18 protein-coding genes are annotated in these 21,094 nt (G+C 61.4%); 14 read left to right on the top strand and 4 right to left on the bottom strand.

Annotated features, from left to right (window positions below; genetic code table 11):
• Window positions 1–75: 75 nt before the first annotated feature.
• From aruF to BLT89_RS10470, 9 genes are all read left to right on the top strand, one after another.
• On the top strand, window positions 76–1,092 hold the full coding sequence (aruF, locus tag BLT89_RS10510; RefSeq protein ID WP_090194807.1) for an arginine/ornithine succinyltransferase subunit alpha: 1,017 nt from the start codon (window positions 76–78) through the stop codon (window positions 1,090–1,092).
• A 63-nt stretch (window positions 1,093–1,155) separates the two neighbouring features.
• Window positions 1,156–2,178 (top strand): arginine N-succinyltransferase, encoded by a 1,023-nt coding sequence (astA, locus tag BLT89_RS10505; protein ID WP_090194804.1) that lies wholly within the window; start codon window positions 1,156–1,158, stop codon window positions 2,176–2,178.
• Window positions 2,175–3,641 carry a succinylglutamate-semialdehyde dehydrogenase gene (gene astD / locus BLT89_RS10500; protein WP_172829164.1) on the top strand — a complete coding sequence of 489 codons (1,467 nt, stop codon included), beginning with the start codon at window positions 2,175–2,177 and terminating at the stop codon, window positions 3,639–3,641. The genes astA and astD overlap by 4 nt, the downstream gene beginning before the upstream one ends.
• Window positions 3,638–4,984: an N-succinylarginine dihydrolase gene (gene astB, locus BLT89_RS10495; protein WP_090194799.1), complete on the top strand. Its 1,347-nt coding sequence runs from the start codon at window positions 3,638–3,640 to the stop codon at window positions 4,982–4,984. Before astD ends, astB begins: the two co-directional genes overlap by 4 nt.
• Before the next feature lie 50 nt (window positions 4,985–5,034).
• Window positions 5,035–5,316: a topoisomerase II gene (locus BLT89_RS10490; RefSeq protein ID WP_090194796.1), complete on the top strand. Its 282-nt coding sequence runs from the start codon at window positions 5,035–5,037 to the stop codon at window positions 5,314–5,316.
• A 9-nt stretch (window positions 5,317–5,325) separates the two neighbouring features.
• Entirely contained in the window at window positions 5,326–6,324 is a 999-nt protein-coding gene (astE, locus tag BLT89_RS10485) for a succinylglutamate desuccinylase (RefSeq protein ID WP_090194794.1), read from the top strand.
• A gap of 41 nt (window positions 6,325–6,365) precedes the next feature.
• Window positions 6,366–6,848: a GreA/GreB family elongation factor gene (locus BLT89_RS10480; RefSeq protein ID WP_090194792.1), complete on the top strand. Its 483-nt coding sequence runs from the start codon at window positions 6,366–6,368 to the stop codon at window positions 6,846–6,848.
• A 206-nt stretch (window positions 6,849–7,054) separates the two neighbouring features.
• A complete protein-coding gene (locus tag BLT89_RS10475; protein ID WP_090194790.1) occupies window positions 7,055–8,422 on the top strand; it encodes a GntP family permease in 1,368 nt (455 codons plus the stop codon).
• A gap of 46 nt (window positions 8,423–8,468) precedes the next feature.
• On the top strand, window positions 8,469–9,614 hold the full coding sequence (locus BLT89_RS10470; protein ID WP_090194788.1) for a glycerate kinase: 1,146 nt from the start codon (window positions 8,469–8,471) through the stop codon (window positions 9,612–9,614).
• Window positions 9,615–9,620: 6 nt separating this feature from the next.
• Here the strand turns inward: BLT89_RS10470 and BLT89_RS10465 are convergent, their stop codons facing one another.
• Window positions 9,621–10,220 carry a transglycosylase SLT domain-containing protein gene (locus BLT89_RS10465; RefSeq protein ID WP_090194787.1) on the bottom strand — a complete coding sequence of 200 codons (600 nt, stop codon included), beginning with the start codon at window positions 10,218–10,220 and terminating at the stop codon, window positions 9,621–9,623.
• A gap of 101 nt (window positions 10,221–10,321) precedes the next feature.
• The gene (locus BLT89_RS10460; RefSeq protein ID WP_090198931.1) at window positions 10,322–11,650 is read right to left on the bottom strand and encodes a spinster family MFS transporter; all 1,329 of its coding nucleotides are present in this window, start codon (window positions 11,648–11,650) and stop codon (window positions 10,322–10,324) included.
• Window positions 11,651–11,858: 208 nt separating this feature from the next.
• Between BLT89_RS10460 and uvrB the strand changes: the two genes are divergently transcribed.
• The gene (gene uvrB, locus BLT89_RS10455; protein ID WP_090194785.1) at window positions 11,859–13,871 is read left to right on the top strand and encodes an excinuclease ABC subunit UvrB; all 2,013 of its coding nucleotides are present in this window, start codon (window positions 11,859–11,861) and stop codon (window positions 13,869–13,871) included.
• A gap of 104 nt (window positions 13,872–13,975) precedes the next feature.
• Here uvrB and BLT89_RS10450 read toward each other — a convergent pair whose 3' ends face one another.
• On the bottom strand, window positions 13,976–14,845 hold the full coding sequence (locus BLT89_RS10450; protein ID WP_231975100.1) for a helix-turn-helix domain-containing protein: 870 nt from the start codon (window positions 14,843–14,845) through the stop codon (window positions 13,976–13,978).
• 130 nt (window positions 14,846–14,975) lie between these two features.
• Between BLT89_RS10450 and BLT89_RS10445 the strand changes: the two genes are divergently transcribed.
• The 4 genes from BLT89_RS10445 to BLT89_RS10430 all read left to right on the top strand — a co-directional run bounded on the left by BLT89_RS10445 (window position 14,976) and on the right by BLT89_RS10430 (window position 20,069).
• Window positions 14,976–16,109: a saccharopine dehydrogenase family protein gene (locus BLT89_RS10445; protein WP_090194782.1), complete on the top strand. Its 1,134-nt coding sequence runs from the start codon at window positions 14,976–14,978 to the stop codon at window positions 16,107–16,109.
• A 23-nt stretch (window positions 16,110–16,132) separates the two neighbouring features.
• Window positions 16,133–17,692: an AMP-binding protein gene (locus tag BLT89_RS10440; RefSeq protein WP_090194780.1), complete on the top strand. Its 1,560-nt coding sequence runs from the start codon at window positions 16,133–16,135 to the stop codon at window positions 17,690–17,692.
• Between the two features lie 126 nt (window positions 17,693–17,818).
• Complete coding sequence (locus tag BLT89_RS10435; protein WP_090194779.1) at window positions 17,819–18,670, top strand: SDR family NAD(P)-dependent oxidoreductase; 852 nt, start codon at window positions 17,819–17,821, stop codon at window positions 18,668–18,670.
• A 160-nt stretch (window positions 18,671–18,830) separates the two neighbouring features.
• Window positions 18,831–20,069 (top strand): thiolase family protein, encoded by a 1,239-nt coding sequence (locus BLT89_RS10430; protein WP_090194777.1) that lies wholly within the window; start codon window positions 18,831–18,833, stop codon window positions 20,067–20,069.
• 193 nt (window positions 20,070–20,262) lie between these two features.
• Here the strand turns inward: BLT89_RS10430 and BLT89_RS10425 are convergent, their stop codons facing one another.
• Window positions 20,263–21,087, bottom strand: a complete 825-nt coding sequence (locus BLT89_RS10425; protein ID WP_157718851.1) for a hypothetical protein — start codon at window positions 21,085–21,087, stop codon at window positions 20,263–20,265.
• Window positions 21,088–21,094 lie beyond the last annotated feature (7 nt).

Here is a 21,094-nt window from a genome sequence, read left to right as displayed (position 1 = left end):
GCGTGAGCCGGAAGATCCGGTTTTCTCCGGTATGCCAAAGGGCTGCCGGAGCCTTTATTCAGAAGGAGTGACAGCATGCTGGTGATGCGCCCTGCGCAACTATCCGATCTGCCTGAAGTGCAACGGCTGGCGATGAACAGTCCGGTTGGTGTGACTTCGCTGCCGGATGATATCGAAAGCCTGCGCGACAAGATAAGCGCTTCGGAATCCTCGTTTTCCGCAGAAGTCAGCTTCAACGGTGAAGAAAGCTACTTCTTCGTGCTGGAGGACAGCACTACGGGCAAGCTGCTCGGCTGCTCGGGTATCGCCGCTTCGGCCGGTTACTCCGAGCCCTTTTACAGTTTTCGCAATGAAACCTTCGTGCATGCCTCGCGCGCCCTGGGCATTCACAACAAGATCCATGTGCTGTCGCTGTGTCACGACCTGACCGGCAAGAGTCTGCTGACCAGCTTCTACATCGACCACGAGTTGCAGGACAGTGATTGTGCCGAGCTGAATTCGCGCTCGCGTTTGCTGTTCATGGCCAGCCATCCGGAGCGCTTTGCCGATGCGGTGGTGGTCGAGATTGTCGGCTACAGCGACGAGCACTCCGAATCGCCTTTCTGGGATGCCGTGGGGCGCAATTTTTTTGATATGAGCTATGTCGAGGCGGAGCGTATTTCCGGGCTGAAGAGTCGCACCTTTCTGGCCGAGCTGATGCCGCACTATCCGATCTATGTGCCGCTGCTACCGGATTCGGCGCAGGAGGCAATGGGTCAGGTACACCCCAGTGTGCAGGTGACCTTCGATATCCTCATGCGTGAAGGCTTCGAGACCGATAACTACATCGATATTTTCGATGGAGGTCCCAGTCTGTACGCGCGCACTTCCGGTATTCGCTCGATTGCCCAGAGCCGTCTGGCGCCGGTGCGGATTACCGAACCCGCCAGAGGTGGCCGCCCTTATCTGCTGAGCAATGGCCAGCTGCAGGATTTTCGTGCGGTGCTGGCCGAGCTGGACTGGGTACCCGGCAAGCCGGTGGGCATCACCGCCGAAGTGGCCGAAGCACTGGGTGTGGGTGAGGGCGCCAGTGTGCGTCTGGTTGCGGTTTAGCGCCGTATCGGCAACGCAGGTCATTGCCACGGCCTGTCAACAGTTCATTCAAAGGGAAACCCCATGATTGTTCGTCCCGTACGCAGCAGTGACCAGCAGGCCCTGTTCGACCTGGCCAGCAGCACCGGCGCCGGCCTGACCACCTTGCCCGCCAACCATGAGCGGCTGGCGCACCGGGTCAGCTGGGCGGAAAAAACCTTCCGTGGCGAGGCTGATCGCGCCGATGCGGACTACCTGTTCGTACTGGAAGATGATGACGGCAGGGTCGTCGGTATCTCCGCCATCGCTGCTGCGGTGGGCAAGCGCGAGCCCTGGTACAACTTCCGTGTCGGGCTGACCGTGAGTGCCTCGCAGGAGCTGAAAATTCATCGCGAAATTCCCACGCTGTTCCTCGCCAATGATCTCACCGGGCACTCCGAACTCTGTTCGTTGTTCCTGCAGGCGGACAGCCGCAGCGGCATGAACGGCCGCCTGTTGTCCAAGGCGCGTTTCCTGTTCATGGCCGAGTTCCGCAGCCTGTTCGGCGACAAGGTGATTGCCGAGATGCGCGGCATGTCGGACGAGCAGGGCCATTCACCGTTCTGGGAAAGTCTCGGGCGGCACTTCTTCCGGATGGAGTTCAGTCAGGCGGATTACCTTACCGGGGTCGGCAACAAGGCCTTCATTGCCGAGCTGATGCCGAAGTTCCCGCTCTATACCTGTTTTCTTACCGAGCAGGCGCGCGCCACCATCGGCCGTGTGCACCCCAATACCGAACCGGCGCTGGCCATGCTCAAGGGCGAGGGTTTCAGCTATCAGGGCTACGTGGATATTTTCGATGCCGGGCCGGCGATCGAAGCCGAAACCGACCGCATACGGGCTATCCAGAATAGCGAAATCCTGGTGCTGGCGATTGGCACACCCGGCGAGCATGCCTCGCCCTATCTGATCCACAACCGCAAGCGCGAAGACTGCCGCATCACCGCTGCTGCGGCGCGCATTGCCAGCGGCACACTGGTGGTCGATGCACCGACTGCCAGACGCCTGCAAATGACTGCGGGAGCCCAGGTCCGGGCGGTGCCGCTCTCTGCGAGGAATACCCACTGATGACTACCCATTACATTGCCGGCCAGTGGCTGGCCGGTCAGGGCGAACCGTTGCAGTCGCTCAACCCTTTTTCGCAAGAGGTGATCTGGAGCGGTTGCGCGGCGACTGCTGCGCAGGTCGACAGTGCGGTGCAGGCTGCACGCAAGGCCTTCCCGGACTGGGCCAGGCAATCGCTGGAGCAGCGCATCAGCATCCTCGAGCGTTTTGCCGCAACCCTCAAGAGTCGTGCCGATGAACTGGCCGGGCTGATCGGCGAAGAGACCGGCAAGCCGCTGTGGGAGTCGGCTACCGAAGTCACCAGCATGGTCAACAAGGTGGCCATAGCGGTCCAGAGTTATCACGAACGCACTGGCGTGAAGTCCGCGCCGCTGGCAGATGCCACCGCTGTGCTGCGGCACAAGCCGCATGGCGTGGTGGCGGTGTTCGGGCCCTACAATTTCCCCGGTCACCTGCCCAACGGGCATATCGTGCCGGCGCTGCTGGCGGGCAACTGCGTGTTGTTCAAGCCCAGCGAGCTGACGCCGAAAGTGGCCGAGTTCACCGTGAAGTGCTGGATCGAGGCGGGGCTGCCGGCCGGCGTGCTCAACCTGTTGCAGGGTGCCCGCGAAACCGGCGTGGCGCTGGCCGCCAATGCGGGGATTGATGGCCTGTTCTTTACCGGCTCCAGTGGCACCGGCAATCAGTTGCACCAGCAGTTCGGCGGTCGTCCGGAGAAGATTCTTGCGCTGGAAATGGGTGGCAACAACCCGCTGCTGGTCGAGCAGGTCGAGGACGTCGAGGCGGCGGTCTACACCATCATCCAGTCGGCGTTTATTTCTGCCGGGCAGCGCTGTACCTGCGCCCGCCGTTTGCTGGTGCCGCAAGGCGCCTGGGGCGATGCCTTGCTGGTGCGGCTGGTTGCCGTGGCCTCTGCGATCAAGGTTGGTGCCTACGATGCACAGCCGGCACCGTTCATGGGTACGCTGATCTCGCTGCCGGCTGTCCGGCAGCTGCTCAAGGCCCAGCAACAGTTGCAGGCCAGCGGCGCCAGCGTGCTGCTGGAAATGACCCAGCCACTTGCCAGCGCTGCCTTGCTCACGCCCGGCATCATCGATGTAACGGCTGTTGCCGGGCGCAATGACGAAGAATTTTTCGGCCCCTTGCTGCAGGTGATTCGCTATGCCGACTTCGCCGCTGGCATGGCCGAGGCCAACAACACTCGTTTCGGTCTGGCTGCCGGCCTGCTCTCGGATTCGCCCGAGCGCTACCAGCAGTTCCTGCTGGAAAGCCGCGCCGGCATCGTCAACTGGAACAAGCAGCTTACCGGTGCCGCCAGCAGCGCACCCTTCGGCGGTATCGGTGCTTCCGGCAATCACCGCGCCAGCGCCTACTACGCTGCAGATTACTGCGCGTATCCGGTGGCTTCGCTGGAAACGGAAAAACTCAGCCTGCCGGCAACCCTGACCCCGGGAGTCAGCCTGTGAATGCTTTTGAAGTGAATTTTGACGGTCTGGTCGGACCGACCCACAACTACGGCGGCCTGTCCTACGGCAACGTGGCCTCGCAGAGCAACAGCCAGGCCTGCTCGAATCCGCGCGAGGCAGCTCTGCAGGGGCTGGCCAAGATGAAAGCGCTGATGGAGATGGGTTTCCGGCAGGGCGTGCTGGCCCCTCAGGAACGCCCGGATGTGGCGGCGTTGCGCAGCATCGGCTTTGCCGGCAGTGACGCCGAGGTGATCAGCCGCGCCGCCAAAGAGGCCATGCCGTTGCTGGCTGCCTGCATGTCGGCCTCCAGCATGTGGACGGCGAACTCCTGCACGGTCAGCCCGAGTGCGGATACCGCCGACGGCCGTGTGCACTTCACCGCAGCCAATCTCAACTGCAAGTTTCACCGTAGCATCGAACATCCGACCACCAGTCGTGTGCTCGGCGCCATGTTCGCCGACACGCAGCACTTTGCCCATCACCCGGCGTTGCCGGCAGTCAGCCAGTTTGGTGACGAGGGCGCAGCCAACCATACGCGCTTCTGCAAAAGCTACGGCGAGCCGGGTGTGGAGTTCTTTGTGTTCGGCCGCAGTGCCTTCGACAGCCGTCTGCCGGCACCGCAGCGCTACCCGGCGCGGCAGACACTGGAGGCCAGCCAGGCCATCGCCCGCTTGCACGGGCTAAGCGATGCCGGCGTGGTCTATGCCCAGCAGACTCCCGCAGTCATCGATCAGGGTGTGTTCCACAACGACGTGATCGCGGTGGGCAATGGCGAGGTGCTGTTCCATCATCAGGATGCCTTCCTCGACAGCGACAAGGTGCTCGCCGAGCTGCAGGGAAAACTTGCGCGGCGGGGCGGCAACTTGCGGGCGGTCTGTGTGCCTCGTGAGGCCGTAACAGTTGAGGATGCCGTTACCTCGTACCTGTTCAACAGCCAGCTGTTGACCGGTGCCGATGGCAAGATGTTGCTCATCGTGCCGGAAGAGTGTCGCAACAATGCGCGGGTCTGGAACTATCTGCAGCAGCTGACCAGCGACGGTGGGCCGATTCGCGAGGTACGGGTCTTCGACCTCAAGCAGAGCATGCAGAATGGTGGTGGCCCGGCTTGTCTGCGCCTGCGCGTGGCGCTGAATGAAAGCGAGCTGGCAGCAGTCAATCCGGGGGTGATCATGACCCCCGCGCTCTACGAAACCCTGACCGACTGGGTCGGCAGGCATTACCGTGACCGTCTGCGTGATGAAGACCTGGCTGATCCGCAATTGCTCATCGAGTGCAGAACGGCATTGGATGAATTGACCCGAATCCTTAAACTGGGCGCGGTCTATCCTTTTCAACTGAACTGATGCAGCCTTGTCCCTACTCAAGGCCTGCATCGAAAGCCTGGAGTTTACCGATGAGCGACGCCCTGCAACTGATTCTTGAAGACAACGACGGCACCCAGCTGGAAACTTCCTGTAGCCGTTTCGCCGTGGTCTGGCAGGGTAAAGAGCTGTGGATCCAGCAGGCCGGCAATGGCCAGTTGCTGATCGGTGTGGACGTAGAGGAAGGCGATACCGAGTACGCCAACCTGCTGTTGCGGCCCATGGCGACCAACCTGGTCAGTCTGCAACTGGAAATGGAACCCGTCGATGCGCCGGACGACGGCCACGTCCACGGTCCTGATTGCAACCACTGAGGACAACCCATGCTGGCTCTGGGAAAACTGCTGGAACTGACGCTTGCCGGTCGTGAACCGACCGAGAAAATCCAGTTGACCACGGCAGGCACCCGCCTGCACTGGCTGGCCGAGGGTGCGCTGGAAGTCATGCCGGCGGCAGCCGAAGACTGCAAGCTCGACCTGCTGCTGTCAGCCGGCATCCATGGCAACGAGACGGCGCCGATCGAGTTGCTCGACCGCCTGTTGCAAGCGATCGCCAGCGGCGCGCTGTTGCCGCGCGCACGCATCCTGTTTCTGCTCGGTAATCCGGCGGCCATGCGCCGCGGTGTGCGCTATGTAGACCAGGACATCAACCGGCTGTTCAGCGGCCGTCACGAGCAGAGCAGTGGCAGCGAAGCCCTGCGTGCCAACGAGCTGGAAATTCTCGCCAGCAGCTTTTTCAGCAAGCCCGACCGGCAGCGTCTGCACTATGACCTGCATACGGCGATTCGCGGCTCGAAGATCGAACAGTTCGCGCTGTATCCGTTCAGCCCGGGGCGCGAGCACTCGCTGCAGGAACTGGTCAGGCTGCAGGCTGCCGGTATCGAGGCGGTGCTGCTGCAGAACAAGCCGGGTATCACCTTCAGCTCCTTCACCTACGCCCATCTGGGGGCCGAGGCCTTCACCCTCGAACTGGGCAAGGCGCGGCCATTTGGTGAAAACCAGGAGGTCAATCTCGACCGCCTTGAAGCCTGCCTGCGTGACCTGGTCGAGGGCCTCTCGAAGGTTGCTGACGAACCTGTGCTGGACGGCATGCAGCTGTTCAGCGTGGCGCGGGAAATCATCAAGCACAGCGCCGAGTTCAAGCTGCATCTGCCCGATAGCGTGGAAAACTTCAGCGAGCTGGCAGAAGGCTATCTGCTGGCCGAGGACGTTGCCGGTACGCGCTGGATCGTCGAAGAACAGGGCGCCCGCATCATCTTTCCCAATCCCAAGGTAAAGAACGGCCTGCGTGCCGGCATTCTCGTGGTGCCGGCCACGCTCTGAAGCGTTCCGGCACTCTCCCCAAGCCCGGCGGGAAATTCGTCATGGATAAAAGCTTGCTGCAACAGCAGGTGCTTGAGCGCCTGCAGGCGGATCTGCTGCAGGCCGAACAGGCGGCACGGGTTGCCCATGAAACGGCGACCCACGAAGAAAATATCGCCGAGAACAAGTACGACACCCTCGGTCTGGAGGCGGCCTATCTGGCCACCGGCCAGGCGCGGCGGGTCGAGGCGATTCGCCAGACCCTGGCCATCTGGCGCCAGTTGCGGCCCAGGCCATTCGATCCGCTCGAGGGTGTCCAACTCGGCGCACTGGTTTGTCTGGAGGATGCTGCCCAGCGCCAGCTGCTGTTCTTCATCGGCCCGGAAGGGGCCAGCATGCAATTGTCCGGCGAAGGTCAGCTGGTGCAGGTGATCAGCCCACTGACCCCGCTGGGCCAAGCCCTGCGCGGCAAATCAGCGGGCGATGAAGTGGCGATTCAGCTTGGCATCCGGCAGCAGTTGTTTGCGTTACTCTGGGTGCAATGATGTCGCTTTAAAGCAACCGGAGATGGCAATGAGTAATAGCGAAGCGGTCCCGGCGCGGATTTTTTCGCCGGGCCGGTTCGTCGCTACACCCTCGCAAGGCACGTTTGTCTGCAGCAACCGGTAGCCCGTCCGCCTGCACCGTCGCTGGTTTGGACTACCCTTGCTTCCTGAAGGGCTCCGGGGGAGCCGTCCGCAAGGGGCTGAACATGGCGCTTGTCCTGATACTGCTGTTGCTGGTTGCCTGCATAGTTTTCTCCACGACCAAACTCAAGCTGCATCCGTTTCTGGCCCTGCTCGGTGCGGCACTGCTGGGTGGCTTTGCCTACCAGATGCCGCTGCTGGAAATCGTCAAAACCATCAACAGCGGTTTTGGCGGCATCCTCGGCTACATCGGTATCGTCATTGTGCTCGGCACCATCATCGGAGTGATTCTCGAGCGTAGTGGTGCCGCCATCACCATGGCCGAAACGGTGATCCGTGTGCTTGGGGAGCGCTTCCCCACGCTGACCATGTCGATCATCGGCTACCTGGTGTCGATCCCGGTGTTCTGCGATTCCGGTTTCGTCATCCTCAATTCGCTGAAGAATGCCCTGGCCGCGCGCATGCAGGTCTCGGTGGTGGCCATGAGCGTGGCCCTGGCTACCGGTCTGTATGCCACCCACACCTTCGTGCCACCGACGCCCGGGCCGATTGCCGCTGCCGGTAATCTGGGGCTGGAAAGCCAGCTCGGGCTGGTGATCGCCGTGGGCATGCTGGTCGGCAGCATCACGGCTTTGGCTGGCTGGCTGTGGGCCAACCGCTTCCTGAAACAGGACGACCATCAGCTGCTGGAGGAAGCGCCCAGTGAATTGCTCGCCGACGGGGTGGATTTTGCCGAACTCAAGGCCCGTTACGGCCAGCTGCCCAGCGCTACCCAGGCCTTTGCGCCGATTTTTGTACCGATCCTGCTGATCTGCATGGGTTCGGTCGCGGCCTTCCCGGGCAAGCCGTTGGGCGATGGGCTGCTCTATCTGACGTTGAACTTCCTTGGCCAGCCGGTAGCGGCCCTGCTGGTCGGGCTGGCGATTGCCTGCACCCTGCTCAAGGGCGCCGACAAGCGTCAGCATTTTCACGACCAGGTGGTCAGCGGCATTGCTTCGGCGGCACCGATCCTGCTGATTACCGGCGCCGGCGGCGCCTTTGGTGCGGTACTCAAGGCCACTCCGCTGGGCGACTATCTGGGGCAGAGCCTGTCCAGCCTGGGCATCGGGCTGTTCATGCCGTTCCTGGTCTCGGCCGCGCTGAAGACCGCCCAGGGCTCCTCCACCGTGGCGCTGGTCACCACCTCGGCGCTGGTGGCGCCGCTGCTGGCACCGCTGGGGCTGGACAGCGAAATGGGCCGGGTGCTCACGGTAATGGCCATCGGTGCCGGCGCCATGACCGTGTCGCATGCCAACGACAGCTTCTTCTGGGTGGTGGCGCAGTTCAGTCGCATGAAAGTAACCACCGCCTATCGTGCGCAGACCATGGCCACGCTGGTGCAAGGCATCACCGGCATGATCAGCGTCTGGTTGCTGAGCCTGATCCTGCTCTGACCTGCCTTTTGGCACCGGCTGCTGCAACTTTTCGTCCAGGAGTTTTATGAAAGTCGTCATCGCCCCCGATTCGTTCAAGGAAAGTCTTTCTGCCGCTGAGGTGGCTGCGGCGATTGCGCGCGGCTGGAGCAAGGTTTTCCCCGATGCCGAATTGCTGCTGTTGCCGATGGCTGACGGTGGCGAGGGCACGGTGGATGCTCTGCTGGCCTCGCTCGGCGGTCAGCGCATGGAACAGCAAGCACCCGGCCCGCTGGGTGTGCCGGTGACGGCGCACTGGGGTTTGCTGGCCGATGGCAGTGCGGCCATCGAGGTGGCCGCCGCCAGTGGCCTGCATCTGCTGCAGCCCGCGCAACGGGATGTGTGCCGGGCCAGTAGCCGCGGTTCCGGCGAGCTGGTGCTGGCCGCCCTGGATAGCGGCGCCAAACGCATCGTGCTCGGCCTGGGTGGCAGCGCGACCAATGATGGCGGCGCTGGCCTGTTGCAGGCGCTGGGTGTGCGCTTGCTGGATGCCCGGGGGCAACAACTTGCGCCTGGCGGGGCAGCGCTGCAGCAGCTGGCCCGGGTTGATATCAGCGCGCTCGACCCGCGGCTGCAACAGGTGGAAATACTGGTGGCCGCCGATGTCGATAACCCCTTGTGCGGGCCGCGTGGGGCTTCGGCGGTATTCGGTCCGCAGAAGGGCGCCAGTCCCGACGATGTGGACCTGCTCGACGCGGCGCTGGGGCACTTCGCCCGGTGCACCGCGCAGGCGCTGGGCCAGGACTGGCAGCAGGAGCCCGGCGTCGGTGCGGCCGGAGGTCTGGGCTTCGCCTTAAAAGCCTATCTGGGCGCCAGCTTCTGTCCCGGTATCCAGCTGGTGGCGCAGATTGCCGGCCTTGCTGAAGCGGTGATTGGCGCCGATCTGGTGATTACCGGCGAAGGCCGGCTGGACTCGCAAACCCTGCATGGCAAGACGCCGGCAGGCGTGGCCGAAATAGCGCAGCAGGCCGGGGTGCCGGTGCTGGCCATCGCCGGCAGCCTGGGCGATGGCTATCAGGCGTTGTACGGGGTCGGTATCGATGCCGCCTTCAGCCTGGTGCCGGGCCCGCTCAGCCTGCAGCAGGCGATGGCCAGTGCGGCTGCCGAGCTGGAAGCGCGCAGTTGCGATCTGGCGCGGCTCTGGCGCCTGGCGAGCAGATCCAGCGGTCACTAGACCGACCTAGAACCAGCTGGAAGACAGCTCATCCTTGCAGCCATGCAATTGCATGGCATAGCGTTTGGAGCGCGCCTCGACCTTGCGTGCCACCGGCGGCAACCAGCTCTTCTGCAGATAGGTGCCACGACGGAAACCGCCCCAGCCTTCGTGGTAATTCAGGTACTGGTTGTAGGCATCCCATTTCGACACGCCATTGAGCTGCTGGCTCTTGTTGGTGTACCAGCCCATGAAATCGATGGCGTCGGCAAAGTCATCGCGATCGGCCCAGCCGTTGTCTGTTTCGTTCTGGTAGTCCTCCCAGGTTTCATCCTTGACCTGGGCGTAGCCATAGGCCGTACTGGCGCGGCCAATCGGGATGATCCAGAGGAAGTACTGCATGGGCGGACGCGCGTCCTCGCGGAAGCTCGATTCCTGATACATCATCGCCATGCTGACGTGCATGGGGGTTCCCCAGCGCTCGGTAGCGTCTTCGGCATCGTCATACCAATCCGACTTCTCGCGAAATATTTCGCAGATATCTTCCGGCTGTCTGGGCGGTGTAGTGGCGCAGGCACTGAGCAGTGTCAGGCTGAGCAGCAAGAGGAGAGGCAGAACTTTGGTCACAAAAGGGTTGCCCTTGGTCGAGTATGAGTCGGCAGTTTACCTGCTGGCTTGCCATGCGAGCTGTGTTGTTGGAATGGCCGCTACATCTTGAGCGTGCCGGCTCAGGCCGGCACATCATCGAGCATCTGGCTTTTCATGCGTGCCGCATCACTGAGGAAACAGCGCGAAGCCTGCAGCAACGCCAGCATGGTCAGCAGAAAAGCCACCGGGATCATCAGCATGGCTGCATGCAGGCCTTCGGCTTTGAAGGCTTCACTCATTTCACTGGCACCGGCCGCGAGCATGGCGGCCTGGGCGTAGTGATCCGACACCACACCGACAGCGATAGGCCCGATACCGCCACCCAGCAAATACAGCCCGGCGAAAAACAACGCCATGGCGGTGGCGCGCAGGCGTGGCTCGATGACATCCTGAATCGCCGTATAAACGCAGGTGTAGTAGTTGTAGGAAAACAGCCAGCCGACGCTGAACACGGCAACAAACAGGCTGATTTCGATATGCCCGGCGAGCAGCGCATAGGCCGTGGTGACCGCCGAGATCAGCATGCTCAGGGCCGCGAACAGCAGTCGGCCGGTGGGCCACTTCTGGTGCACCCGGTCCGCGATCCAGCCACCCAGGGTCAGCCCCAGCAAGCCGGTGGCGCCGACAATCACCCCGGTGGCGACGGCCGCCTGCTCCAGCGACAACAGAAAGTAGCGTTGCAGCAGCGGCACCATGAAGGTATTGCAGGCATAGGAAGCGAAGTTGAACGCCAGCCCTGCCAGTACCAGCCAGAAAAAGGTACGGATCGCCAGGATCTTGCGTACCGGTTGCTGCACCGCTGCAGCGGATGTTTTCACCGCCTCGGCAGCACCGCGCTGTGGTTCCCTGATCATGAAGATCAGCAGCGCCAGCACGATGCCGGGCACGGCGGCAATGAAGAAGGGCGCGCGCCAGCTGCCGAAGGCGTTGACCATGGCACCTACGGTGAAATAGGCGAGTAACAGGCCCAGCGGCAGGCCAAGCATGAAAATACCCATGGCCCGTGCGCGTTTGTGCGCCGGAAACAGGTCGCCCAGCAGCGAGTTGGCGGCTGGCGCATAGCTGGCTTCGCCGACTCCGACACCCATGCGGATCAGCAGAAAACTCAGGTAGTTCCAGGCAATCCCGCTCAGGCCGGTCAGGCCGCTCCAGACAATCAGGCCCCAGCCCATGATCTTGCGCCGTGAGCCGGTATCGGCCATGCGCCCTAGGGGTATCCCTGCTATTGCATAGACAATGGTGAACACGGTGGCAATCAGACCGACCTGAAGGTCGCTCAGGCTCCACTCCATGCGTATGGGTTCGATGATGATCGAGGGGATGGCACGGTCGAAAAAATTGAACAGATTGGCCAGAAACAGCAGAAACAGAACGCGCCAGGCGTTCGCGGCTTGCTGGGGCAGTTGCACAGGCATTACCTCTTTGTTGTGTTCCACTACAGGGTGGATTTTTTCAAGGTGATTCAGCCGGTTGGTTGCTTGCCGGGACGCGTCAGGGCTGGAAGGCGATTACTGCATGCCGTGAGTTAATAAGTCCTGGCGGAGAACTGCAAGTAACATGAGCCAGTACTACGGCATGGTATAAACAGCGTCCATTGTCAGCCGGTTCGAATTACAGATGTCCGAGTTCCAGCTTGTTACCCGTTTTCAGCCTGCCGGCGACCAGCCGGAGGCGATCCGTCAGATGGTCGAGGGCCTGCAGGCGGGCCTGTCGCACCAGACTCTGCTCGGCGTTACCGGCTCGGGCAAGACCTTCAGCATTGCCAACGTGATCGCCCAAGTGCAGCGCCCGACCCTGGTGCTGGCGCCGAACAAGACGCTGGCGGCGCAGCTGTATGGCGAGTTCAAGAGCTTCTTTCCGCACAATGCGGTGGAGTACTTCGTTTCCTACTACGACTACTACCAGCCCGAAGCCTACGTGCCATCGTCGGATACCTTCATCGACAAGGATTCCTCGATCAATGACCATATCGAGCAGATGCGCCTGTCGGCGACCAAGGCCTTGCTCGAACGCAGCGACACCATCATCGTCTGTACCGTGTCGTCGATCTACGGCCTGGGTGATCCGACCTCGTATCTGAAAATGGTGCTGCACGTCGATCGCGGCGACAAACTCGACCAGCGCGAATTGCTGCGCCGGCTGACCGGCCTGCAATACACGCGCAATGACGTGGACTTTTCCCGCGCCACCTTCCGCGTGCGTGGCGATGTGATCGATATCTTTCCGGCGGAATCCGAACTGGAAGCGATTCGTATCGAGCTGTTCGACGACGAGGTGGAAAGCCTGGCGGCTTTCGATCCGTTGACCGGTGAAGTGATCAAGAAACTGCCGCGCTTTACCTTCTACCCCAAGAGCCACTACGTCACCCCGCGCGAGGTGCTGCTGGAGGCGGTGGAGAAGATCAAGGTCGAGCTCAAGGAGCGTGTCGAGTACCTGCGCAGCGTGAACAAGCTGGTGGCCGCCGAGCGTCTGGAACAGCGCACCCGTTTCGATCTGGAGATGATCCTCGAGCTGGGCTACTGCAGCGGTATCGAGAACTACTCACGCTATCTGTCCGGGCGCGATACCGGCGAAGCGCCGCCGACGCTGTATGACTATCTGCCGGACAATGCGCTGCTGGTGATCGACGAGTCCCATGTCTCGGTGCCGCAGGTCGGCGCGATGTACAAGGGCGACCGTTCGCGCAAGGAAACCCTGGTCGAATACGGCTTTCGCCTGCCTTCGGCGCTGGATAACCGGCCGCTGCGCTTCGAGGAGTGGGAAGCCATCAGCCCGCAGACGATTTTCGTTTCGGCCACGCCCAGTACCTACGAGGCCGAGCATGCCGGGCGGATCATCGAGCAGGTGGTACGGCCGACCGGGCTGGTCGATCCGATGATCGAGGTGCGCCCGGCACGCACCCAGGTCGATGACCTGCTGTCGGAAATCGGTCTGCGGGTGGCCGTGGGCGAGCGGGTACTGGTAACCACGCTGACCAAGCGCATGGCTGAAGACCTCACCGATTATCTGGCCGATCACGGGGTACGCGTACGTTACCTGCATTCGGATATCGATACCGTGGAGCGGGTGGAAATCATCCGCGACCTGCGTGCCGGGGTGTTCGATGTGCTGGTCGGCATCAACCTGTTGCGTGAAGGGCTGGACATGCCGGAAGTGTCGCTGGTGGCGATTCTGGATGCCGACAAGGAAGGCTTCCTGCGCAGCGAGCGCTCGCTGATCCAGACCATCGGGCGTGCCGCGCGCAACCTCAACGGCAAGGCGATTCTCTATGCCGACCGCATCACCGGCTCGATGGAGCGGGCCATGGGCGAAACCGAACGGCGGCGCAACAAGCAGATTGCCTTCAACCTCGAACATGGCATCGAGCCGCGCGGGATCAAGACCGACATCAAGGACATCATGGAAGGCGCCGTGGTGCCCGGCTCCAAAGGCAAGCGCCGCAGTATTGCCAAGGTGGCCGAGGAGAGCGGGCTGTATGAAGAGCAGCTGCGCTCGCCGAGTGAAATCAGCAAGCGTATCCGCGTACTGGAAGAGAAGATGTACAAGCTGGCGCGTGATCTGGAGTTCGAGGCGGCAGCGCAGCTACGCGATGAAATCCATCAGCTGCGCGAGCGTCTGCTGCAGGTGTAGCCGTTGCGTCCACTGTTGTAGCAGTCTTGCCCCTCGCCACTTTGGGAGAGGGCTAGGAATAGGTGCGGTGTGAGCCGGCCGGCGCCGCGCCGCCAGTGCCGATTTTACGGATGCTTGCCGGCCATCTTGCGAAACTGCGCCGGGGTAACCGCATGGGCCGCGCGAAACCTTGAGGTCAGATGGCTCTGGTTGGAAAAGCCGCAATCCGTGGCAATCTGGGCGATCGGCAGCTCTGACTGGATCAGCAGTTTGCGCGCCTGCTCCAGTCGCGCAGCGAATACGTAAGCATGGGGTGCCATGCCGGTCGCTTCGAGAAAGATGCGCCGGAAATAAGAAACATTGATCCCGGCGATCCTGGCCAGAGTGGCTACCGTGACGTCGCTGGCGAGATTGTTGCGGATGAAATTGAGCACCGCCTGCAGGCGGGAGAAGTGCGTATTGCGCGGATTGATCGAGCCACCGGCGGGCGTGGTCAGGGTGCGGAAAGTCTGCTCGAACATGACCTGTACCAGCAGGTGCATATAGTGGGTATCTGCCCCCGGACCTTTCTGCAATTCATCGAGCAATTGACGGCTGGTTGAACTCACCAGCGGATCGGCAAACAGCATTGGCTCATTGCGCGATTCGGCCAGCAACTGCACCGCATTGGCCAGACGCTTGCTGGTGTCGAGCATATAGAACACCGCGTAATCGACCGTTCCCGTGTAATGCCAGTGCGTTTCGGTTCCGGGCGGAATGAGCATGGCCTGAGTCGGCAGGAAGGTGGAGTGCAACTGCTTCGATTCTCCCTCTATGGCCATGCTGCCGCCGAAAAAGGTGACCAGCCCGACACAGGGCCTGCCCGGCGCGGTCAGGTCCCTGCTCTGGTACATGTAACGCTCGACGAACAGGGGGATGGCCCCGCCGATTTCAGCCTCGAGTATGGGCTCCTTGCCCAGCTCCTTTCTGACGCTGAGCAGCTGGTCGTGGGGCATTTTCACTTTCACATTCATGCACTCACAAAAGTAGCGATCCATAACAAAAGTACACGCTTTTGCTGAAATACGCTTCACTCTACTTACTTCAAAATACCTGTTTGCTATCCCCAACCCCAAGGAGACAGAAATGGCACAGTACCCAGTAGTGGTTTATGGCGCTTCCGGCTACACCGGCATGCTCATCATGGATTGGTTGATCGACCAGCAGATCCCGTTCACTGCCATCGCGCGCAGCGCCAAGCGTACCCAGGAAATGATGGCCCAGCGCGTCGTGCGTCTGGAGTCCGCCACTTACGAAATTGTCGAGGCCGAGCACAACGTCGAGGCGCTGGTCAAAGTGTTCAAGGGCGCCAAGGTGGTGTGCAACACCGTCGGCCCGTTCAGCAGTTTTGGCGCCATCGCCGTCGAAGCCGCACTCAAGGCCGGCTGCCACCACCTCGACACCACTGGCGAGCAGGCCTATGTGCTGGACATGCGCGAGCGCTTTGGCGAACTGTACCGCCAGTCCGGGCTGGTGCTCGCCCCATCCACTTCCTATATGTATTCCTTCACCGAGATCGCTGCCGAACTGGCTCTGGAAACCCCCGGGCTGGACTGTCTGGAAACCGCTGCCATCTGCCGCGGTACCCGCGGCGGCGCGGCCGGTGTCACCGTGGGCTCCACAGCCTCGATTTTCGGCATGGCACGGGTGAAGCAGAAATACCTGTGGGAAAACCAGCTGGTAGAGCACCCGGTTACCGCCTGTTTCAACGTGACCGACCCCAGCTTCATGCAGCCGGTGTTCTCCCTGCCCTGGAGCGGTACCTCGATTCCGGTGTTCTACCAGAACGACTCACGGGTACGCAGCTGCATCTCCAGCGTTGGCTTCTATGACAACGAAGTGATGAGACTGGCCCATGGTTTCTTCCAGAAATGGGATGCCGAATACAAGGATCTTCCCGGCGAGCAACAGGATGCCATTCTCAAGGGCGTGGTCGATTCCACCACCCCGAGCATGCCGCCCCGTGAGCGCACCACAACTACCCGCACTGTCGATTTCGCCATTGCCCGCGGCCAGCTGAATGCCGTACGCGCCACCGTGCATGGTCTTACGCCATACATCGCCACCGGCGCGCTGCAGGTTGCTGCGGTGATGAAGTTGCTCGACGGTGAGCACAAGACGGTGGGCTTCACTTCGGCCTGCAAAGCCTTCGATCATCGTTATCTGCTCGGCTTCCTCGAGCAGCGCGGTCTGGCACGGGCCACAGTCACACAACTTTGATCAGAAATTTCAAGGAGACTTAAATGGCGATCATTGATTATTTCGACCGCGGCTGGCGCATCAATCCCCAGGGCGTCGCCTACATTCAGGACGACACCCGGGTCACGTTTCAGGAAGCTGGCGAAATGTCCTGCCGCATAGCCAACGCCATCCTCGCCGCCGGTTATCCGGCCGGCACCAAGGGTGCCGTCTGGTCCAACAACGACATCACCGCCTGGCTGTGCACGCTCGGCCTGTGGCGCGCCAACATGACCTGGATTCCGGTCGGCGCGCGCAATGCGCCGGAAGAGAATCTGTACATTCTCGATATGTGCGACTGCGAGATCATGTTCTTCCAGAAGTACTACGCCGACGCGATTGCCGCCTTGCGTCCGCAACTGCCGAAGATCAAGCGCTGGATCTGCATTGACGACGATCTGCCGGATGCGCCCTCGCTGGCTTCGTGGGCAGGCGTTCAGCCCAGCACGGATCCGCGGGTCAACGTCGATCCCGACGATGTGATCTGGCTTGGTTCTACCGGCGGCACCACCGGCAAGCCCAAGGGGGTGATGAACACCCACCGCAGCGTGCAGACCTTCGTCGCCCATTTCATGATTGGCACGCCCTATCTCAACAACCAGAAACCGGTGAACATGGCCGCGGCGCCGATGACGCATACCGCCGGTGTGCTCTCGCTGCCCTGCACGGCGCGTGGCGGTACCGTGGTGGTGCTGAGCAAACCCGATCCGCAGTTGATGCTCGGTTCGATCATGCAGCACAAGGTTACCGAGTTCTTCCTGCCGCCGACGGTAATCTACCGCCTGCTGGATATCCCGGATCTGAACAAGAAGGTCGATTTCAGTTCGCTGAAATATCTGTTCTACGGTGCTGCACCGATGTCGGTGGAGAAGCTCAAGCTGGCGCTGGAAGTACTCGGTCCGGTGATGATGGGTGGTTACGGCCAGACCGAATGCCCGGCAGCGATTGCCTTCCTGCCACCGGGCGAGCATTTTATCGATGGCCAGCTGGCGCCTGATTCACGACTGTCCTCGGTCGGGCAGCCCAATGCGCTGATCCGCGTCGAGATGATGAACGACGCCAATGAAATCCTGCCCCGGGGCGAGACCGGTGAGATCTGCGTCAAGGGCGATCTGGTCATGAAGGGCTACTACAATGCCCCGGAAAAGACCGCCGAAACCATCATCGATGGCTGGCTGCATACCGGTGATGTGGGTCACATCGACGATGAAGGCTACCTGCACATCACCGACCGCAAGAAAGACATGATCATTTCCGGCGGTTTCAATGTGTACCCCAGTGAAGTCGAGCAGGTGCTCTGGAGCCATCCGGCGGTGCAGGACTGCGCGGTGATCGGCGTGCCCGATGACAAGTGGGGCGAGGCAGTCAAGGCCGTGGTTGAGCTGAACCAGGGGCAGAGTGTCAGCGCGGAAGAACTGATTGCCCTGTGCAAGGAAAAGCTCGGCTCGGTCAAGGCGCCCAAGACCATCGACTTTATCGATGCACTGCCGCGCAGTCCGGTGGGCAAGGTGCTCAAGAAGGATCTGCGCGCCAGGTACTGGCAGGCGGCCGACCGCAAGATCTGATGATCCGGGTGAGGCTCTAGTCAGCGCGGTTGCCCTGGTGCCGCACCCGGGGTTCTGCACGTCGATGCGTGCCGACCCTCGGGCTGATGTGCCGGAGCCGTGTAACGTTATTCAGAGAATGCCAACATGAACAGACTCGAAAAACGCTTTCCGAAAAAGCGCATCCTGATCACCGGTGCCACCAGCGGCTTCGGTGAGGCGCTGGCTTATGCACTGGCTGAGCGCGGCTGGAACGTGGCTATTTCCGGGCGCGATCCGGCGGCGGTCAAGCGCACGGTTAAAAACGTCAATCAACGCGGCGGCAAGGGCCTGGGTCTGGCGCTGGAAGTGCGCGACAAGCTGCAGTGGGATGCGGCCCGGGAAAAACTGCAGAAGGCCTGGGGCGGTATCGACATCCTGTGCAACAACGCCGGCGTTGCCGACTCGAACAAGTTGGTCGACATGACCGATGCCGACTGGGAAAAGCTGCTGTCGATAAATCTCGACGGGGTGATCAATGGTTGCCGCACCTACGTGCCCGACTTCATCGCCGCAAAATCCGGCTACATCCTCAATGTCTCGTCGGTTGCCGGTCTGCTGTCGATGCCTGAAATGGCCAACTACAGCGTCAGCAAGGCGGGCGTGGTTTCGCTGTCGGAAACCATGAGTGCCGAATTGTCCGGGGCCAATATCGGGGTCACCGTATTGTGTCCGGCCGGCTTCCGCTCCAGCCTGTTCGTCAATGCCGCCAGGGATGGTCAGGACGTGACCGCCCGCAGCAGCGTCGCGCGCACCATCCAGAAGGACATGGACGAGGGCAAGCATACTTCGGAATCTGTCGCGGCCTATGCGATCAGGGACATGGAGCGCGGCACCCTGTATTCGTTGCCGATGCCGCTGTATCGCGCCGCCTGGGCCTTCAAGCGCATTGCCCCGAATACTTTCTACAAGACCGTTGGTTGGCTCTACCGCAACAATCTCGGGCCGTTTGACAACTAGCCGTTGCCGGCCGGGCACAAGGGCACTTCCAGGTTCGCCTGCGTGCAACTGCCGGAAGGCTGAAATCCGAACAATGATGATGAAAATGCTGCTGCGGGACTTGTCCCGGCTTCCCGTTGAAGCCTGCTGTCCTGCCGCCACTCCCTACTGAGGAATCGCCATGAGCACTCTGTATATCGCCGGCATCGCCATGACCGTATTCGGTCGCCATCTCGAACGCAGTCTTCACGACCTTGCAGGCGAAGCCCTGCAGGGGGCCATCAAGGATGCCGGCTGCAAGATCAGTGATATCGGCGCGGCCTACTACGGCAGCATGACCAATGGCGCACTGCAGGGCCAGCTGGGTATTCCCGGCCAGGTGGTGTTCAGCAAGATCGGCATTGAAGGCATCCCGGTATTCAATGTCGAGAATGCCTGCGCCTCGGGCAGCAGTGCCTTTCATCTGGCACTGCAAAGCCTCAGGGCCGGTGCCACCGATGTGGCGCTGGCCATCGGTGCCGAGAAGATGAATATCCCCGACAAGGCCAAGGCCTTTGCGGTCTTCGATGCCGGCTGGGACGTCTCGCGTGCTGAGGAAAACTATGAGGTGCTGATCAAAATGGGCGATGGCGTCGTGCCGCCGCCGGGCTCTGAGTCCTCGCGCCCTTACAGCAAGTTCATGTCGATCTATGCCGCCATGTGCCGCTATCACATGAAGACCTACGGCACCACCCAGCGGCAAATCGCGGCGGTCTGCGCGAAGAACCACACTCACTCGGTACACAACCCGTACTCGCAATTCCGTCAGCCGTTCACCATTGAGGAAGTGCTGGCTGCGCCGCCCATCACCTACCCGCTGACTTTGCCGATGTGCGCGCCCTTGTCCGATGGCGCAGCGGCGGCGATTGTGTGCACCGAGGCAGGGCTCAAGCGCATTGGTGCTGACAAGCAGCGCTGTATCAAAGTCTCGGCCAGCGTGGTGCGCAGTTTCACCAGCCGTCCGCTGGAGCGGCCGGAACTGCACATTGGTCATCTGGCGGCCAAGCAGGCTTACGAGATTGCCGGTCTGGGTCCCGAGGATATGCATGTGGCGGAGGTGCACGATGCCTCGGCCATGGGCGAAATCATCCAGGCTGAAAATCTCGGCTTTGTGAAATTCGGTGAAGGCGGCCCGGCGGCCGAGCGTGGCGAGTTCACCATTGGCGGTCGTTTGCCGATCAACCCTTCTGGTGGTCTGGAATCCAAGGGGCATCCGCTGGGCGCCACAGGTATTGGCCAGCTGTATGAGCTGGTCACCCAGTTGCGCGGTGAGGCCGGTCGCCGTCAGGTGGAGGGCGCCCGTCACGCCATTCAGGAAAATGGCGGCGGCATGCAGGGCGTGGAGGAGGCCGCGCTGGCTATCCACATCCTCAGCAAGTAAGTCTTCTTTGCCGAGCAAGCGGCTTGCGGATTGCGAAAATATGCGGTCCGGGCCGCTGGCCAGTCAGCTCCGCTACGGCCCCCAAATAAATATCGCGCCATTGGCGCGATATTTATTTGGGCGGATTGGCAGGGATCAGAGCAGGGCAGGCCGCGCGCTTGCTGCCATGCGCAACGGCTGCCGGTGCTGCTGATCAGGGCACGTAATTGACTGTACCCGGATCAAGTGCATCCCAGGATCCGCCGAACTCGTCCCACATGATGCGCTGGGAGCCCTTGGCGGTGAGCACCAGATCCTTGTCGAGAGTTAGGGTGCGGAACTTCCAGCCCTCGGGCAAATGCTTGTAGCGCTTGTCGATGGTCGACAAGGCTTCAAAGTTCAGGGTCGGATCCACGCCGGTCTGGTAGGTCTTGATGACCCAGGAGATACCCTGCGGGTCGGTCAGCAGAAACACCGGACGGTCTTTCTTGAACACCAGGACAGACGAGCGCTTGAATTCCAGCGGCTTGTACATGTACTTGGGGATGGCCGCAGGTGACAGATCCTGTGGGCTGCCGTCTGCCTTGGCTGGCAGGAAGCCCACGTAGCGGGTCTTCAGGCCATTGAATTCGCGGACGGTGGGTGATGTCTCGATTTCAAATTCGTCGCAGGTCCAGAAGCGCCGGCCGCTATCCGGATTCAGGCTGACAGACGGAACATCCAGCTGTTTGGCCAGTTTGGCTTTGTCCAGACCCTGATAGAGCGCCAGAGGCATCGAATCCTTCGGCTCATTGAGGCCCATGGTGTTGTAGGTATCGCCATTGCCGCACCACAGAATCACCTCTCCCCAGCTCACGTTGCGCAGGTTGGTGTGATTCATCATGACCATCGAGTTCTTGTCCTGCTGGCCCATCGCGCAGCCCGGCGAGTTGGCATAAGCCGGTGCTGTCTGTGCGTAGGCCAGGGGCGCAGCAAGGGCTGTGCAAACCAGACTGGCTGAAAAATACATCAGGGTTTTTTTCATTGTTGTCGATCTCATTGGTGTT

The sequence above is a fragment of the Pseudomonas pohangensis genome, from assembly GCF_900105995.1.
Classification (GTDB): domain Bacteria; phylum Pseudomonadota; class Gammaproteobacteria; order Pseudomonadales; family Pseudomonadaceae; genus Aquipseudomonas; species Aquipseudomonas pohangensis.
The sequence above is the reverse complement of the archived record's forward strand: the minus strand, read 5'-3'. Positions and strand labels throughout refer to the sequence as shown.

Coding starts and splice junctions, on each gene's coding strand:
- BLT89_RS10440 (WP_090194780.1), top strand. CDS start 16,133: ATGGCGATCATTGATTATTTCGACCGCGGCTGGCGCATCAATCCCCAG.
- astE (WP_090194794.1), top strand. CDS start 5,326: ATGCTGGCTCTGGGAAAACTGCTGGAACTGACGCTTGCCGGTCGTGAA.
- BLT89_RS10430 (WP_090194777.1), top strand. CDS start 18,831: ATGAGCACTCTGTATATCGCCGGCATCGCCATGACCGTATTCGGTCGC.
- uvrB (WP_090194785.1), top strand. CDS start 11,859: ATGTCCGAGTTCCAGCTTGTTACCCGTTTTCAGCCTGCCGGCGACCAG.
- BLT89_RS10490 (WP_090194796.1), top strand. CDS start 5,035: ATGAGCGACGCCCTGCAACTGATTCTTGAAGACAACGACGGCACCCAG.
- BLT89_RS10480 (WP_090194792.1), top strand. CDS start 6,366: ATGGATAAAAGCTTGCTGCAACAGCAGGTGCTTGAGCGCCTGCAGGCG.
- BLT89_RS10425 (WP_157718851.1), bottom strand. CDS start 21,087: ATGAGATCGACAACAATGAAAAAAACCCTGATGTATTTTTCAGCCAGT.
- aruF (WP_090194807.1), top strand. CDS start 76: ATGCTGGTGATGCGCCCTGCGCAACTATCCGATCTGCCTGAAGTGCAA.
- BLT89_RS10445 (WP_090194782.1), top strand. CDS start 14,976: ATGGCACAGTACCCAGTAGTGGTTTATGGCGCTTCCGGCTACACCGGC.
- BLT89_RS10475 (WP_090194790.1), top strand. CDS start 7,055: ATGGCGCTTGTCCTGATACTGCTGTTGCTGGTTGCCTGCATAGTTTTC.
- astA (WP_090194804.1), top strand. CDS start 1,156: ATGATTGTTCGTCCCGTACGCAGCAGTGACCAGCAGGCCCTGTTCGAC.
- BLT89_RS10435 (WP_090194779.1), top strand. CDS start 17,819: ATGAACAGACTCGAAAAACGCTTTCCGAAAAAGCGCATCCTGATCACC.
- BLT89_RS10450 (WP_231975100.1), bottom strand. CDS start 14,845: ATGCCCCACGACCAGCTGCTCAGCGTCAGAAAGGAGCTGGGCAAGGAG.
- BLT89_RS10470 (WP_090194788.1), top strand. CDS start 8,469: ATGAAAGTCGTCATCGCCCCCGATTCGTTCAAGGAAAGTCTTTCTGCC.